This window comes from Bradyrhizobium sp. MOS001, assembly GCF_004634465.1.
Taxonomy (GTDB): domain Bacteria; phylum Pseudomonadota; class Alphaproteobacteria; order Rhizobiales; family Xanthobacteraceae; genus Bradyrhizobium; species Bradyrhizobium barranii.
On record NZ_SPVJ01000008.1, the window covers coordinates 71325 to 86406 of the forward strand.

11 protein-coding genes are annotated in these 15082 nt (G+C 63.5%); 7 read left to right on the forward strand and 4 right to left on the reverse strand.

The features are described from left to right. The first annotated feature begins 72 nt into the window (after positions 1 to 72). The 4 genes from CT676_RS14355 (at position 73) to CT676_RS14370 (ending at position 4401) form a co-directional block, all read left to right on the forward strand. A complete protein-coding gene (locus CT676_RS14355; protein ID WP_085405188.1) occupies positions 73 to 522 on the forward strand; it encodes a cupin domain-containing protein in 450 nt (149 codons plus the stop codon). Between the two features lie 107 nt (positions 523 to 629). Further along, complete coding sequence (locus tag CT676_RS14360) at positions 630 to 2123, forward strand: NAD(P)/FAD-dependent oxidoreductase (protein ID WP_085405189.1); 1494 nt, start codon at positions 630 to 632, stop codon at positions 2121 to 2123. A gap of 102 nt (positions 2124 to 2225) precedes the next feature. After that, positions 2226 to 3299, forward strand: a complete 1074-nt coding sequence (locus tag CT676_RS14365; protein ID WP_085405190.1) for a hypothetical protein — start codon at positions 2226 to 2228, stop codon at positions 3297 to 3299. Between the two features lie 319 nt (positions 3300 to 3618). Continuing rightward, the gene (locus CT676_RS14370) at positions 3619 to 4401 is read left to right on the forward strand and encodes a hypothetical protein (RefSeq protein ID WP_085405191.1); all 783 of its coding nucleotides are present in this window, start codon (positions 3619 to 3621) and stop codon (positions 4399 to 4401) included. Between the two features lie 116 nt (positions 4402 to 4517). Here the strand turns inward: CT676_RS14370 and CT676_RS14375 are convergent, their stop codons facing one another. Both CT676_RS14375 and CT676_RS14380 read right to left on the reverse strand, forming a co-directional pair. Next, positions 4518 to 5861, reverse strand: coding sequence for a cytochrome c peroxidase (locus CT676_RS14375; protein WP_085405192.1), 1344 nt, complete (start codon positions 5859 to 5861; stop codon positions 4518 to 4520). Positions 5862 to 5877: 16 nt separating this feature from the next. Continuing rightward, entirely contained in the window at positions 5878 to 7617 is a 1740-nt protein-coding gene (locus CT676_RS14380) for an alkaline phosphatase family protein (RefSeq protein ID WP_085405193.1), read from the reverse strand. A 268-nt stretch (positions 7618 to 7885) separates the two neighbouring features. On the opposite strand from CT676_RS14380, the gene CT676_RS14385 reads away from it, so the two are divergent. After that, the gene (locus CT676_RS14385; protein ID WP_085405194.1) at positions 7886 to 9061 is read left to right on the forward strand and encodes a mandelate racemase; all 1176 of its coding nucleotides are present in this window, start codon (positions 7886 to 7888) and stop codon (positions 9059 to 9061) included. A gap of 38 nt (positions 9062 to 9099) precedes the next feature. On the opposite strand, the gene CT676_RS14390 is transcribed toward CT676_RS14385, so the two are convergent. Together CT676_RS14390 and CT676_RS14395 are read right to left on the reverse strand one after the other, a co-directional pair. Next, positions 9100 to 9618 (reverse strand): GNAT family N-acetyltransferase, encoded by a 519-nt coding sequence (locus CT676_RS14390; RefSeq protein WP_085405195.1) that lies wholly within the window; start codon positions 9616 to 9618, stop codon positions 9100 to 9102. Between the two features lie 13 nt (positions 9619 to 9631). Then, positions 9632 to 10423 (reverse strand): ABC transporter substrate-binding protein, encoded by a 792-nt coding sequence (locus CT676_RS14395; protein ID WP_085405196.1) that lies wholly within the window; start codon positions 10421 to 10423, stop codon positions 9632 to 9634. A 238-nt stretch (positions 10424 to 10661) separates the two neighbouring features. Here CT676_RS14395 and CT676_RS14400 point away from each other — a divergent pair, with 238 nt between their 5' ends. Continuing rightward, positions 10662 to 11855: an efflux RND transporter periplasmic adaptor subunit gene (locus tag CT676_RS14400; RefSeq protein WP_085405197.1), complete on the forward strand. Its 1194-nt coding sequence runs from the start codon at positions 10662 to 10664 to the stop codon at positions 11853 to 11855. 13 nt (positions 11856 to 11868) lie between these two features. Continuing rightward, positions 11869 to 15027, forward strand: a complete 3159-nt coding sequence (locus tag CT676_RS14405; protein ID WP_085405198.1) for a multidrug efflux RND transporter permease subunit — start codon at positions 11869 to 11871, stop codon at positions 15025 to 15027. Positions 15028 to 15082 lie beyond the last annotated feature (55 nt).

Sequence of the window (15082 nt, forward strand, 5' to 3'; positions counted from 1 at the left end):
CGTTTAGCGGATAGACAGCGACCGTCGACGGGCCGAAGCTCCATCCTCGCCGGAATCCATGAGGAGTGAGCCATGACTGCACTCGAAAAGGGCATAACCGCTGTTGGCACGGGCTATGGCGGAAAGAGCTGGAACATCCTTGGCCAGGTCTATTTTCCCAAGGCCATCACAGATTCCACCTTCGCGTTCGAGACCAACAGCGAGCCCGGCCAGTTCGTGCCCGTGCACATTCATCCGACCCAGGACGAGTTCATCTTGGTGCAGGAAGGCACGCTCGACCTCAAGCTCGACGGCCAATGGGTCAAGGCCCATGCCGGGGATCTCGTGCGCATGCCGCGCGGCATCCCGCACGGCTATTTCAACAAGTCCGACAAGCCGTGCCGCGCGCTGTTCTGGGTCTCGCCGATGCAGAAGCTGGAGGCGCTGTTCAACCAGCTCCACAATCTGACGGACCCCGCCGAAGTCGTGCGCATCTCGGCGCTGCACGAGGTCGACTTCCTGCCGCCCGAGGCCAACGATTAGGCGGCCAGCCTTCTCGTCCAGTTTCATCTGCCTGCAGGTCCGCCGGGCGCGCATCGCGGCCGAGCGTGGTCGCTTGCGCCCGAAACACATTGATTGCGAGGAATCCCATGGTCAGTCCCAAGCATGTCTGCGTGATCGGCGCCGGCGTCTCCGGCCTCGCCGCCGCAAAGGCGTTTTCCAGCCACGGCCACCGCGTCACCATCGTCGAGCGCAGTGCCGATCTCGGCGGCGTCTGGGAGCCGGCGCGCTCCTATCCTGACGTGCAGACCCAGAGCCCGAAGGAGCTCTACCGCTACACCGATCGCGCCATGCCGGACAGTTATCCGGAATGGCCGACCGGGCCGCAGGTCCATGCTTATCTCTGCGACTATGCGAAAAACTTTGGCCTCGACCGCATGCTGCGCCTCAACACTGGGGTCGCCGGCATGGAGCGCCGCGCCGATGGCAAACCGGGCTGGACGCTCACGCTATCAAGCAAGGACGGCGCGACCACGAACGAGAATTTCGATTTCGTCGCGGTCTGCACCGGGCAGTTCAACGAGCCGCGCGAGCTGCATTGCCCGGGCGAGGACGGCTTTCTGGCGCAGGGCGGCCAGATCCTGCATTCGTCGACATACAGCGATCCGACGCTGGCGAAAGGGCGGCGCGTCGTCGTGCTCGGCGGCTCGAAGTCCGCGACCGACATCGCCGTGAACGCGGTGAAATCGGGCGCGCGCGAGGTTACCATCGTGATGCGCGAGCCGGTGTGGCGCATCCCCTATTTCATTGGCGGGCTCGTGAACTTCAAGCGCATCCTCTACATCCGCGCGCAGGAGGAGATGTTTCCGGGCTGGGGCGCGAGCTCCATGGCACGGCTCGCGCACCGCATCGCCGCGCCGCTGATCTGGGCGAACTGGCGCGGGCTGGAGAGCCTGCTGAAGGCGCAGCTCAAGCTGAACCGGTGCAAGATGGTGCCGAAGGAGCGGATCGAGGACGGCGTCAACTGCTCGGTGCCGATCGCAACGCCGGACTTCTACCCGATGGTCGCCGACGGCCGCATCAAGGCGGTGTTCGGCAGCTTCGACCACTATGAAGGCGACAGCATCGTGATGAGCGGCGGCGAGCGCGTCGCGACCGACGTCGCCGTGCTCGCGATCGGCTACAAGCTCGGCGTGCCGTTCCTGCCCGAGGCCTATCGGCAGAAACTTGTCGATGCGGACGGGCAGTACCGGCTCTACCGCCTGATCGCCAACCCTGATCTGCCGGAGATGGGCTTCGTCGGCTTCAACTCGTCGTTCTGCACCGTTCTCTGTGCTGATCTGGCGGCGAACTGGCTGGTGCGCTATGCCGACGGACAGCTCGCGAACCAGCCGACGGCACAAGCGATGCGCGACAATGTCGAGATGATGCTGCACTTCAAGCGGGTCGAACGGCCGGCTGCCGGCGTCTATGGCGGCCTCTGCGTCGCGCCCTATCACTACCGCCATTTCGACGAGCTGATGGCGGACATCGGCGCCAGGAATCAGAAGCGCGGCGGGCTCGCCGGACACTTCCAGCCGCCGGATGCGGATGCCTACGCGAAATTCCTGGCGACGGCGCCGGATTACCGGGCCACAGCGTAAGGTCGGAGAACCCGGGCTGTGCGTGATTTGCAACTCGCCAGTCCGCGCGTTTGATGTTTACGATCCCGTGACCGACGAATCTCCGGCACATGGGAACCCGCCATGGGACGACGATGTCATGCCGCCACGGCCCTGGCGGTGCTTGGGCTGATCCTCACGACGTTCACAGTCAGCCGGGCACAAACGCTTAACGCAAAGCAATCGGAGGCGCTCGCTACCTACGATCGCGCGCTCGGCGATTTCAAATCCATCCTTGCCGAGCGGCGCCGACAGATCGAGGCGAAGGAGCCGCTGCCGAACCTGCCGGGACAGGCGCTCTATCTGGCGCGCGTCGCGGTCATCAGTGCTTACAAGGATCTCACCGACGCCATGCCGTCGCGAATCGGCAAGCCCAACAAGTTCGAGATACCACCGGCCTATTTCGACGCCGACATCGAGCCGCTGATCGACGAATATTCAAAGCTGTTCGACGTCATGGAGGCGCCGCCCGCCGGCGCGCAGAACTCGGCGACGCCGTTCAAGGACGTCGTCGATCTCGCCACAGCTATCGCACGCGCCAAGGGGCTTGCACCGGCTCACGCCGAAGCTGCGGGCCGGATCAGCCTCGGGCTGTTCTTCGCCGAGACCAACGGCAAGCAGAATGTCCGCAACGGGCGCTCGAACACCTATATGGGCAGCTTCCAGACCGGCCCGTCCGAGGACCGCAACGGCCGCCGGAAGTGGGAAGCCATCAAGGGAGACATCGCGGCAGCCGACCCAGAGCTGAGCGCGCGCGACGACAAGGAAGAGGCACGCGCCCGCGGCACGGACTATCGCTTCAACCACTGGACCAACGTGCGCGACGGCCTGATGAACGCGCACGCGGAGGTGTTTCGGGAGATCCCGGGAATCGTGAAGACGCTTCCCGATCCGATCGACCAGATGAAGTTGTTCGAACTGATCCAGATCGTTCCCACCCCGACGCGGTCCGCGCTCAAGTCCGGCGATCTCCTGAATTACAGGGTGTCCAGTCCAACGATTATGAAGCACCTGCGCAACAACAGCATCTTCGCGTTTGGACAGGCCGACCGGGCGCGGACCTCGGCCAGCTTCCGCGAGATCCTCGCTGCGATGTGGCTGTTCAACCGGAAGTTCGAGCGCGCGATGGTGAAATATTCGGAGATCAAGGGGCGCTGAGGACATACAGAAGGGCGACGCCCCGCGAGACTCAGCACAATTATAGATAGAGTGTGAGCTAGTTCATATCAGCGACCCCATGCCGGGCGTAGTTTTGCAAGGAGATGTCTCGCGTCCCGGCGCCAAAGCGTTGCGGGTTTCCGGACGTCAAGCCGAGCGAACATCTGTCAATCCATAGGAGGACAGGCCATGAAGTTCGCAGCACTGCTTTTTGTCTTCACTCTCGCCGCACTCACGACGACTGTTCCTGCAGATTCGGCCAACGCGTGCGCGCGCCCCTGCGGACACTATTGTTGCGGATAATCGGCGGAGAATTCCAATGCGCCCATTGGTCAAGTGGGGGGCATTAGTCGCGATCGTGAGCATCGCACCACTGGCATCCGTGGCCGCGATACATCTACGCACACCCCCAAATAAGCTCAACGAAGCAATCACCGCTATCGGCTTTCACCCGATAACGCCACCGGTCCTCCTGCGCGCTCCAGGCTCCATCTATCATGTCTCTCCGAACGGCCAGGATTACGACATGCTGTGCGAAGTCTCGCCGGATCGGCTGGTCGGCGTCACTCGTACTTCATCTTCAGCGACCCAGGTCACTTCGGAGCTACGAAAGACACAGTATTCGCTCGACTCAAAAGTCGTGCGTTCGATTCAGTCACATACCGATGCAAAATTGGCAGAAGCTGTAAAGCTCGAGCTTGATGACGTTCAAGTGTTGGAAATCTCACTTGAAGATCTATCAATCATCGCGGAGGAGCTGTTCCGCCGCGAGTCCTGCGATCGGGAAGTGAAACGTTATCTGGAAAACGGGGAATACGTTTGCCAGGGACAGCGGGTTCTCAAGGCATCGACGAAATACGTCGCGGCCTATGACAATTCAGCGGCGGGCTCCGTGGAGCAAACGACGGACTTGATAAAGAATAATTTCGATCCGACTGTCAGCATACAGGGCGGTCAGAGCCTCTCTGGAGCGAACCTCTATTATGGAATGAGACTGGCACCGCGGTGCCTGTCCCTCCAGGAGGCCAAAAGGCAGCCACGGCCGCCGTCCTCGCTCTGGGACAGACTGGTCAATCACTTTCCTTCGCTTGAGTTCTTTTGAATACGGCCACGCGATCCGACACGGCGGCGGCAGGAGTGTTCATGCAGGCGATGACTGACTTTTTCGCCGCATCCGCATCCCGGAATCATGCGTCGACACTCTAATTCGTCGGCACTCTAATTCTCCGGCTTGTAGCCGTCCGTCAGTGTCTTCAGAAACGCGATGATGTCGGCTTCGTCCAGCTCCGTCATCGCCGGCTTGTCGCCGGGGTGGCGATCGAAGGGCGGATCGGTGACGTCGACATTGGCATGATATTTTTGCGGCAGGTCGTCGTATTTCCGCACCGCGCCGTCGGCGCCGCGCGGAAAAACCTTTTCCGGATTGGTGTCGCGAAGATTGTAGAAATCCAGAGCCTGCTCGAGGGTACTGAAAACGCCATTATGGAAGAAGGCGCGGCGCGTCGCCGTGTTGCGTAGCGTCGGCGTCAGGAACATGCCGCAATATTGCGTCTGCTCGGGAATGTCGGTGCGCTGCGGGCCGCAGACGCCGAGATCAAAATGGTTGGGATCGCGATTGCCGGCGAGCGCGGCATTGCGCGGCGCGCCGAGCGCCTCGTATTGGTGATCGGTGAACAGCGGCGGCAGGCCGTCGCGGGTCGGCGCCGAGGTGTGACAGCCGGCGCAATTGGCCCTGTCAGGATCGTTGAACGCTTGCAGGCCGCGCAGTTCGGTCTCGGTGAGCCGCGCCTTGCCCTCGAGCCAGTAGTCATACTTGCTGGTGTAGGGATGGAAGCTCGGCTCCTCCACCTGATAACGCGCCACCGCGAACATCGCCTCCGCGATCAGGAGCCGCTGATTTCTGAGCACGCCGGCGCCGAACAGCTCGACGAAGCGATAGGCGTAAGGCGCACGGCGCAGCTTGTCCGCGACGATCTCGGCACTGCCGCCGTCCATCTCGTTGGGGTCGAGCAGCGGGAACAGCGCCTGGTCCTGGAGCGTGTCGGCGCGGCCGTCCCAGAACAGGCCGCCTTGCGGCACGATGTTCGCCGATGCGCCGCTGCCGCCGGCGGTCTTCGTCGTACGCGCGGCCTGCTGGCCGATTGCAGCCATCTGCGCGAGATCGATGACGTTGTCGTCGTCGCCCTTGTCGGGGCCGATGCTGAAATTGGGATGGCGATCGAGATAGGTCAGCGACGGCACCGCGCGTGCGCCTTGCCGCGACAGGGCGGCGCCGCCGAGCATCACCGGCCCGTCGTTGGGCGGGCCGTAGGCGTGATCCGGGCTGTGGCAGGATGCGCAGGACAGCGCGCCGGACGACGACAGCGACGCGTCGTAGAAGATCTCCTTGCCGAGCTGCGCCATCGCGGACAATGGCGCGACGGGCGGGCGCATGAGGCGAACCGGATTCGGGTTCGCGCCGAGCTGGCTCGTCTCCGCAAGTCCTTGCGTCCCGGCTGCAAAGACGGCGCCGGCCAGACAAAGCAGGCCGGCGCCGAGGAGCCACATGGTGCGGCTGTTCATCAAGCGTCCCGTTGGACTAGTGGTGGTGATGCTCGTCCGGCGGGCTGGTGATCGCCGTGCCGGAGGTCGGATCGAGGAACAGCGCGTCGGTCCGGTAGTCATGGCTGTGATCCTGATCGAAGTCGAACAGGTCCATGATCGAGCCGGAGCTGGCGTCGAACGAGCCGCCACCGATACGCTGGCCGCGCAGCCAGTTGTCCTCGATGAACCGCACCACGGACGCCTGCGAGATGTAGGTGCTGCTCACGTGGTTGGTCCTGGCGTAGGGCGAGACCACGATGAACGGAATGCGCGTGCCCGGACCGCAGCGGCCGTTCACCGGTTTGCCGGAGAGACCCTTCGGTGCCGGCTGCTTCTGCGGGCCGAGGCCGCACAGGCCCGGACCGTTGACCTGATCGGCGGTCGGATCGTAGGAGGCGGTCTTCGGCGCAACGTACTGGTGGTCGTACCATCCGTCGGAGTCGTCATAGGTGATGATGACCGCGGTTTCGCGCCACTCCGGCTGCTTCTGGAGGAAGTTGATCAGCTCGACGTTGCCGACCTGCTCGTCGAGCGGATCGGAGTTGCCGGCGTGACCGTCCTGGTAGGCCGACATCTTGATGTAGGAGACGGCCGGGAAATTGCCGGCCTTCACGGCGGCGTAGAAGTCCTCGAGGTCGTAGGCGTGGTTGGCCGGATCGACGGTCTTGCCGCCCTTCTCGTAGGTGTGGCCGATCGCATCGACCGAACTCGGCCGCGCATGGGTCGGGTTGGCGGTCGACTTGTAGTACTGGAACCAGGCGTGGTGCGGGCTGTAGTCCACGATCGTGCCGTTCACGTTGCTGGAGAAGGTGGTGCGCGCGCAGCCGGTGGTGCCGTTGGCATTCTTGAGCGTCAGGTCAAAGCCGCCCATGAAGCTGCCCCAGCTGATGCGCCCGTCGTTGAGCAGGTCGCCGATGTTCTTGCCTGTCATCAGCACGGTGCTGCTCGTGCTCGAGCAGGAATCGTAGGCCGGGTCGGTGTCGCCGATCAGCGTCAGGCCGCCCTGGCCGTCGGCGATCGACGCCGAGGTGCCGACGATGTTCTGCGCGCCATTGGTCTGGCCAGAAATCACCGCGAGCGCGCCCTGCGTCGACGGACCGAAAGTGTCGGTCCAGGCATTGTCGCTCATGGCGAAGTGCTGGGCGTAATTCCAGAAGGCGGTGGTGGTGTTGCCGTCGAAATAGCCCATGACCTGACCGTTGGTGCCGAACGCACCGGCGCCGCCGGCGGTGCCGCGGCCGGTGAATTTCGGAAACAAGTCTTCCTTGCCGTTGTCCACGGCCTGTTGCTCGGGCGTGTAGGAGTGGTTCTGCGAGCGCGTGTTGGCCTGGGTGCGGTCGAGGCGGAACGGATCCGTCGCGCCGGTGCCGTTGGCCGCGCTGTTGTTCGGATTGTTCACCAGCAAATGCGCGTTGGCGAGATTGTTGACCTTCGGCGTATGCGGCTTCGGCACGAAGGGGATCGAGCCGGACGGATTGGCCGCGTTCGGATAGGTCGCGAAGTAATGGTCGAACGAGCGGTTCTCGTTGAAGATGATCACGAGATGCTTGATCGGCGTCTCGGTGTGGATGTCATGCGGATGACGGTGATGATCACGGTCGTGATCGTTGTCGCGACCTTGATCATGCCCGTGATCGCGGTCACGGCCGAAGTCGTCCGCAAGGACGGGAAGAGTGCACGCGAGCGCGCTCGCGGCCGCGACAATCGCAGCCGTCGTCAGTAGTCTCGATTTCATTTTTTTGACGCCCCGGAAATGAGGATGTTTACGATCAGAAACGTTCTAAACATCGCGACTGACAGAGCCGTGTCAGTTTGACGCACGAGACACTTTGCGCAGTGGTCGAGGCATAATTTTTTATGCAGCCACCCGCTTCGCTTCACCGGGGCGCGTCTTGCCGTTTTATTCCAAGGGCGAAGACAAAAATGATCACGGGCAGGTTGTTGCGTGATGCACCGGGTTGCATTTAGCTTTGCCGGACAAGAACAAAGTCTCAGGGGGAAACATGAAAGCCGCTGTTCACAGGCGCACGCGCGATGTCGCGTCTGCTCTGGTCGCAACGTCCTTTGCCGGCTTTGCAAATTTCGCCGCTCATGCCGAGATCGTCGTCACCGCCAATGACGGCAAGATGATGCTGGAGAACGGCAATGCCGTGGTGCGCAAGCAGCCGTTGCCGGACACGGTCAGCGTCATCGATCTCACCGATGGCGCGCTGAAGCTTTTGGGCGAGGTGCCGGCACCCGCCAGCGTAGTCGGGCCGCCGCCGAGCGTCGCGATTGCGCCGGACGGCTCGCTTGCGCTGGTCACGGGGGCGATGAAGCTCGATCCCGCGGATACGACCAAGACGGTCCCCGACGACAAGCTCTCGGTGATCGACCTCAAATCCACCCCGCCAAAGGTGCTTGCGACATTGCAGGCCGGACCAGGCGCCGCCGGCGTCTCGATCAACCGTGCCGGCACGCTGGCGCTGGTTGCCAACCGCAGCGAGGGCACCGTCTCGGTCTTCGCGATCAGCGGCAATACGCTGACCGCAGGCGGGAAGATTCAACTCGGCGATGCCAAGTCGGGCCCCAGCCATGTAGTGTTCTCCCGCGACGGAGCCACCGCGCTGGTCACCCGCGACGGCGACAGCAAGATCTCGCTTCTGAGCGTGGACGGGACCAAGGTCGAATACACCAAGCGCGACCTCTCCGCCGGCATCCGCCCCTACGACATCGACCTCACCGGCAGCGCGGTGGCCGTCGTCGGCAATGTCGGTGCCAGCAGCGGCGACAGTGACACGATCAGTCTGATCGACATGACCGCCAAGCCGATCCGCGTCGTCACGACGGTTACCGTTGGACAGACACCTGAGGCCGTGAAGATGTCGCCGGACGGCAGCCATGTCGCCGTCACCGTCATGAACGGCTCGAACAAGCCCTCGGCCTCGCCCTTCTTCAACGATTTCGGCCTGCTCAAAGTCTACAAGATCTCGGGCACCGACCTCACGCCGGTGGCGGAGGCCAAGATCGGCCATTGGTGCCAGGGCATGGTGTGGTCAAAGGACTCAAAACATGTCGTGGCGCAGTGCATGGTCGAGAACGAGCTGATCGCATTCTCGTTCGACGGCAAGGCGCTGACCAGGACGTCGACGCTCAAGCTGCAGGTGAGCCCCGCAGGCATTCGCACCGCGGAGCCGTGAGTCAGCCCTAATAACGGGCGAAGCGCCCCGAGATGCCGTCAGAGCCGCTTGGTGAAATGGTAGCGACGAATGCCACCACCTAGCGTCTTGTTGCTGGCGGCATCGGCGATCTCTTCGCGTACATTCTCGTATCCCGCGTTTCGATACAGCGTCAGCGCATCCTGCTGAAGCTCGGACGTGCTCAGCTGCAATTCTGGACGATTGCGGCGGCGGCACTCCCCTTCCGCAAACGCCAGCATCTTTCGCGCGATACCCCGGCGCCGCGCGCCGGGAGCAACGTACATGCGCCGTAACTCCATCGCGTGTTCGCCAGAGGCCTCCAGTCCAAACATGCCGACGATTTCATCGTCATCGACGGCGACCCAGAAACCGCCGCTCCGACCCGAATAATAATCGGCGAGACGATCTATCTCCTCCGCGAGGGAGCGGGTGATGTATCCTTCAAACGCCTCCGCCAAATGCACCGGCGCCAACAGGCGATTGACCTGGATGAACAGCTCGCGCACGGCGGCTGCATCGGCGGGCAAGAAAGCGCGGATCCGAATCTCGCTTGCCATGGAGGCGGCGCCGCTATTCCGTCCGGATCGGCGTGTCCTTCAGGCCGTTGTTGTCATAGGCCTTGCGCAAGGTGCCGTTCGTCGTGGCTTCCGTCATGAACCTGGAAACGAACGTCAGCGCCTGGGGATGACCGAGCGGGACGGCGACGGCCGTCACCGTTTTCTTGAAGGTCTCGTCCAGCACCTTCGTGCCCGGGATCTTCTGCGCCATCTTGTTGAGCTGGTCGCGCGACAGCGCGAAGGCGTCGATCTCGCCGCTCTTCAGGAAGCCGAATATCTCGTCATAGGTCTGATAGCCCGTGACTTTCGCATTCTTCAGATGCGCGATCGCGCCGCGCATGGTCGTGGTGGCATTGACGGCCGCGACCTTGATGCCGGGCTGGTCGAGGCTGGCGAAGTTGGTGACGGCTGAGCCGGGCTTGACGATGTAGGTGGCATCCGCGACCTCGTAGATCGGGCCGAACATCATCTTGGTCTCACGCTCGGGATCTTTTGGCAGCCAGGTGACGTCCCAGGTCCCCTTGCCGGCCGCGTCGGTGATCTGCCCGGAATTCTGGTGCACGACATATTCGACGGGCACGCCGAGTTGGCCGGCCATCTCCTTGCCGAGGTCGACCGGCACGCCGGCATAGCCGGCTTCGGTCTTGGTCGACCAGAACGCGCCGCCCGCCGGGCTGATCGCGATCGCGACCCGCAGCTTGCCGGTCGGGGCGATCTCGTCCTTCAGGCCATCGGCTAGCGCGGGCATGGCGACTGCCGCTGCGAAAACGAGGCCGGCAAGGGCCGCCTGGAGGGACGTGGGCATGTCATGTTCTCCTCACCTTTTCTTCTCTGCTTCTCGACCGCTTCGTTTCCGTCACTCGGCCTTTGACACAATTCTGGTCGATCATGCACGATGAAAAGCGGTTTGCCATGACAAACGTGTCAAAGGCCACTGCGCCATTTGCAATGCAAGGCTGGTGACCGCCATGGCTATGGTGTTCCACGGCCGGGCATTTGTTGGTAGCCTGCCACACCGACAGACAATAATCGGGGGCCACCGAATGACCTGCGCGAATCCCGCTGATCTCGCACAACGGAACGGAGCGTGGAGACATGTCGGGCGCGCACTCGTTGCCGCAGCGGCCGTGGTGGCGCTCGCCGGCTGCGAGGACAAGAACACGTTCGTGGCACCGCCGCCGCCGAAGGTGGACGTCGCGGCGCCCGTGCAGCGCGCGGTGACGCGCTATGTCGAAGCCACCGGCAACACCGCGCCGGTCAAGAGCGTCGATCTGGTGGCGCGCGTGCAGGGCTTCCTGCAATCGATCGACTATCAGGACGGCAGCTTCGTCAAGCAGGGCACCCAGCTTTTCTTAATCGAGCCTGAGACCTACAAGCTCAAGCTCGAGCAGGCGCAGGCGGCCGAGGTCGGTGCGCAGGCCACGCTCAAGCAGGCCGAGGCCGATTTCAAGCGGCAGGTCGACCTCGTGCAGCGCCAGGCTGTCTCGCAGGCGACTCTCGACACCTCGACATCCACCCGCGACAACGCCCAGGCCAGTCTCCAGCAGGCCCAGGTCAATACGAGGCTCGCCGAGGTCAATTACGGCTACACCAAGGTGAGCGCGCCGTTCGACGGCATCGTCAGCGCGCACCTGGTCTCGATCGGCGAGCTCGTCGGCGTCTCCTCCCCGACCCAGCTCGCAACCATCGTCGCGCTGGATCCGATCTGGGTGAACTTCACGGTCAGCGAGCAGGACGTCCTTCGCATCCGCGCCGAAGCGGCCCGTCGCGGGCTGACCGTGGCCGACCTCAAACAGTTGCCGATCCAGGTGGGCCTCCAGACCGAGACCGGCTATCCGCATGAAGGCCACCTCGACTACGTCTCGCCGACCCTCAATACATCAACGGGCACGCTCGCGGTACGCGGCGTCTTGCCCAACGGCAAGCGAGCGCTGCTGCCCGGCTATTTCGTCCGGGTCCGGGTGCCCTTCGACCAGGACAAGAACGCCCTCCTCGTCCCCGACACCGCGCTCGGCAGCGACCAGGGCGGCCGCTATCTTCTGGTGGTCAATAGCGACAACATTGTCGAGCAGCGCAAGGTGCAGATCGGTCAGGTCGACAACGGCCTGCGCGTGATCGAAAGCGGCTTGAAGCCGGACGATCGCGTGGTGATCGCGGGGCTACTGCGCGTGATCCCGGGCCAGAAGATCGATCCGCAACCGACGAAGATCGACCAGCCGCAGGCGTCGGCCAAGTGAGGGGTCGCCAGCCATGATCTCGAAATTCTTCATCGAACGGCCGGTCCTCTCGAATGTCATCGCGCTTCTGATGATCCTGATCGGCGGCGTCGCGCTGTTCAACCTCGCGGTCGCGCAATATCCCGACGTGGTGCCGCCAACGGTGCAGGTCACCACGCGCTATCCCGGCGCCAGCGCCAAGACCGTGATCGACACCGTCGCGCTGCCGATCGAGCAGCAGGTCAACGGCGTCGAGGACATGCTCTACATGCAGTCCTACAGCGGCTCCGACGGCACCTATACGCTGACCGTGACCTTCAAGATCGGCACCGACCTCAACTTCGCGCAGGTGCTGGTGCAGAACCGTGTCTCCAGCGCGCTGTCGCAGCTGCCAACCTCCGTGCAGAACCAGGGCGTCACCGTCCAGAAGAAGTCGACCTCGATCCTGCTGTTCGTGACGCTGACCTCGCCGGACAGGACGTTCGACAGCCTTTATCTGAGCAACTACGCCACCATCAACATCCGCGACGAGCTTTCGCGTCTGCCCGGCGTCGGCAACGTCACGGTGTTCGGCGCCGGCCAATATTCGATGCGGGTGTGGCTCGATCCGAACAAGCTCCAGGTCCGCGGACTGATGCCGTCGGACGTCGTCACGGCGATCCAGCAGCAGAGCCAGCAGGTCTCGGCCGGCCAGGTCGGCGCGCCGCCGACGCCGCCGGGACAGGCGTTCCAGTACACGCTCAACGTCAACGGCCGGCTCGACGACACCACCCAGTTCGAGAACATCATCGTCAAGACCGGCACCAGTGGCGACGTCACGCGCGTGCGCGACGTCGGCTGGGTCGAATTGGGCGCGCAGACCTACAGCCAGATCTTCTCGCTGAACAATCAGCCGGCCACCGGCATCGGCGTGTTCCAGTCGCCGGGCGCCAACGCGCTCCAGGTCGAGCAGGCCGTCGAGAAGAAGATGGCGGAGCTTGCAAAGCGATTCCCCGAAGGCATCAAATACGACACGCCGTTCGACACCACCAAATTCGTCGAAGCCTCGGTGCACGAGGTCTACATGACGCTGATCGAGGCCGGCCTGCTGGTGCTGGTCGTGATCCTGGTGTTCTTGCAGGACTGGCGCGCAATGCTGGTGCCGGCGACCACCGTGCCCGTCACCATCATCGGCGCCTTCGCGGCGATGGCGGCGCTCGGCTTCACCATCAACATGTCGACGCTGTTCGCGATCGTGCTCGCGATCGGCATCGTCGTCGACGACGCCATCGTCGTGGTCGAAGGTGCCGCGCACAACATCGAGCAGGGCATGAACGGCCACGACGCCGCGATCAGGGCAATGGACCAGCTGTTCGCGCCGATCGTCGGCATCACCCTGGTGCTGATCTCGGTGTTCCTGCCGGCATCGTTCCTCGCCGGCCTCACCGGGCGCATCTATTCGCAATTCGCGCTGGTGATCGCGGCGACCGCGCTGCTGTCCGCCATCAACGCGGCGACGCTGAAGCCGACGCAATGCGCGCTCTGGCTGCGGCCCACGGTGCCGCCGGAGCAGCGCAATTTCTTCTACCGCGGCTTCAACGCCGTCTATGACCGTGTCGAGCGGGGCTACACGCGCCTCATCGGCGTGCTGTGCAGGAACAGCACGATCTCGGTCGCATTCGCACTGGTGCTGATCGGGATCGGCGGCTACGGCCTGTCGCGGGTGCCGACCGGCTTCCTGCCGATCGAGGACCAGGGCTACCTGATAGCGGCCGTGCAACTGCCCGATGGCGCCGCGCTGGAGCGGACCCAGACGGTGCTCGACAGGGCGAGCGAGCTGATCAAGGACACGCCTGGTGTCCAGCAGGTCATCACCATCGCCGGTATCTCCGCGCTCGACAACAGCGCCAGCCTTGCCAATGCCGGCGTCGCCTACATCATCCTGAAGGACTGGTCGGCGCGCAAAGGGCCCGGCGAGGATCTGCGTTCGCTGGTCTACGGGCTGAATGACAAGCTCGCGACCATCATGGAGGCGCGCACCCTGGTGCTGCCGCCGCCGCCGATCCAGGGCATCGGCAACGCGGCCGGCTTCTCGATGCAGATCGAACTGCGCGACGGCAACAGCGATTTTGCAAAGCTCCAGGCCATCACCGGCGCGATGGTTTCCAACGCCCAGAGCCAGAGCGCGCTGCAGCGCGTATCGTCCTCGTTCCGCTCGTCGGTGCCGCAGTTCAACGTCGAGATCGACCGCATCAAGACCCAGACGCTGCACGTCACCACCGATCAGGTGTTCGCGGCGCTGTCGACCTATCTCGGCTCGTCCTACGTCAATCAGTTCAACAAGTTCGGACGCGTGTTCCAGGTCTATACCCAGGCCGATCCGGCATTCCGCGTCACCGAGCGCGACATCGCCAACATGCAGGTACGCAACTCGAACGGCGACATGATCCCGATCGGCACCGTCGCCACGATCACGCCGGCCACCGGCCCGTCGCTGATCAGCCTCTACAACCTCTACCCTTCCTCGACCATCGTCGGCCTGCCGGCGCAGGGCTACTCGTCCGGCCAGTCGCTGCAGCTGATGGAGGAGATCGCGGACAAGACGCTGCCGCCGGGCACGGGCTACGAGTGGACCGCGATGTCCTATCAGGAGAAGGCCGTCTCGAACCAGATCTACTGGGTGTTCGGCCTTGCCATGCTGCTGGTCTATCTCGTGCTCGCCGGCCAGTACGAGAGCTGGTACGCGCCGATCTCGGTGATCCTCGCGGTGCCGCTATCGCTGATCGGGCCCATGCTCGTCCTCAACGCCTTGAAGATCGACAACAACCTCTATTGCCAGATCGGCCTGATCCTGCTGATCGCGCTGTCGGCCAAGAACGCGATCCTGATCGTCGAGGTCGGGCTCGAGCTGCATAACCGCGACGGCAAGCCGGTGCTGGAATCCGCGATCGAGGCGGCGCGCGCCCGCTTCCGGCCGATCCTGATGACGTCGTTCGCCTTCATCCTCGGCGTGGTGCCGCTGGTGATCGCGACCGGCGCCGGCGCCAGCGCCCGCAAGTCGATCGGCATCACCGTATTCTCAGGCATGCTGGCCTCGACCTGCCTTGCGGTGCTGTTCGTTCCGGCCTTCTTCGTGGTGGTGCAGCGCTTCGAGAACTGGCGCACGTCGAAGAAGGCGCCGAAGGCAAAGACGGTGGCCGAGGTGAAGCCGTAGTTTTTCCGCGGAGGGCGGGCTGCCGACAAACAAAAAAGTCGAAAACAACCCCATG

Bases quoted from the DNA above. Each gene is read 5' to 3' on its own strand.
- CT676_RS14365 (WP_085405190.1), top strand. From the start codon at position 2,226: ATGGGACGACGATGTCATGCCGCCACGGCCCTGGCGGTGCTTGGGCTG.
- CT676_RS14400 (WP_085405197.1), top strand. From the start codon at position 10,662: ATGACCTGCGCGAATCCCGCTGATCTCGCACAACGGAACGGAGCGTGG.
- CT676_RS14355 (WP_085405188.1), top strand. From the start codon at position 73: ATGACTGCACTCGAAAAGGGCATAACCGCTGTTGGCACGGGCTATGGC.
- CT676_RS14380 (WP_085405193.1), bottom strand. From the start codon at position 7,617: ATGAAATCGAGACTACTGACGACGGCTGCGATTGTCGCGGCCGCGAGC.
- CT676_RS14375 (WP_085405192.1), bottom strand. From the start codon at position 5,861: ATGAACAGCCGCACCATGTGGCTCCTCGGCGCCGGCCTGCTTTGTCTG.
- CT676_RS14370 (WP_085405191.1), top strand. From the start codon at position 3,619: ATGCGCCCATTGGTCAAGTGGGGGGCATTAGTCGCGATCGTGAGCATC.
- CT676_RS14395 (WP_085405196.1), bottom strand. From the start codon at position 10,423: ATGCCCACGTCCCTCCAGGCGGCCCTTGCCGGCCTCGTTTTCGCAGCG.
- CT676_RS14385 (WP_085405194.1), top strand. From the start codon at position 7,886: ATGAAAGCCGCTGTTCACAGGCGCACGCGCGATGTCGCGTCTGCTCTG.
- CT676_RS14360 (WP_085405189.1), top strand. From the start codon at position 630: ATGGTCAGTCCCAAGCATGTCTGCGTGATCGGCGCCGGCGTCTCCGGC.
- CT676_RS14405 (WP_085405198.1), top strand. From the start codon at position 11,869: ATGATCTCGAAATTCTTCATCGAACGGCCGGTCCTCTCGAATGTCATC.
- CT676_RS14390 (WP_085405195.1), bottom strand. From the start codon at position 9,618: ATGGCAAGCGAGATTCGGATCCGCGCTTTCTTGCCCGCCGATGCAGCC.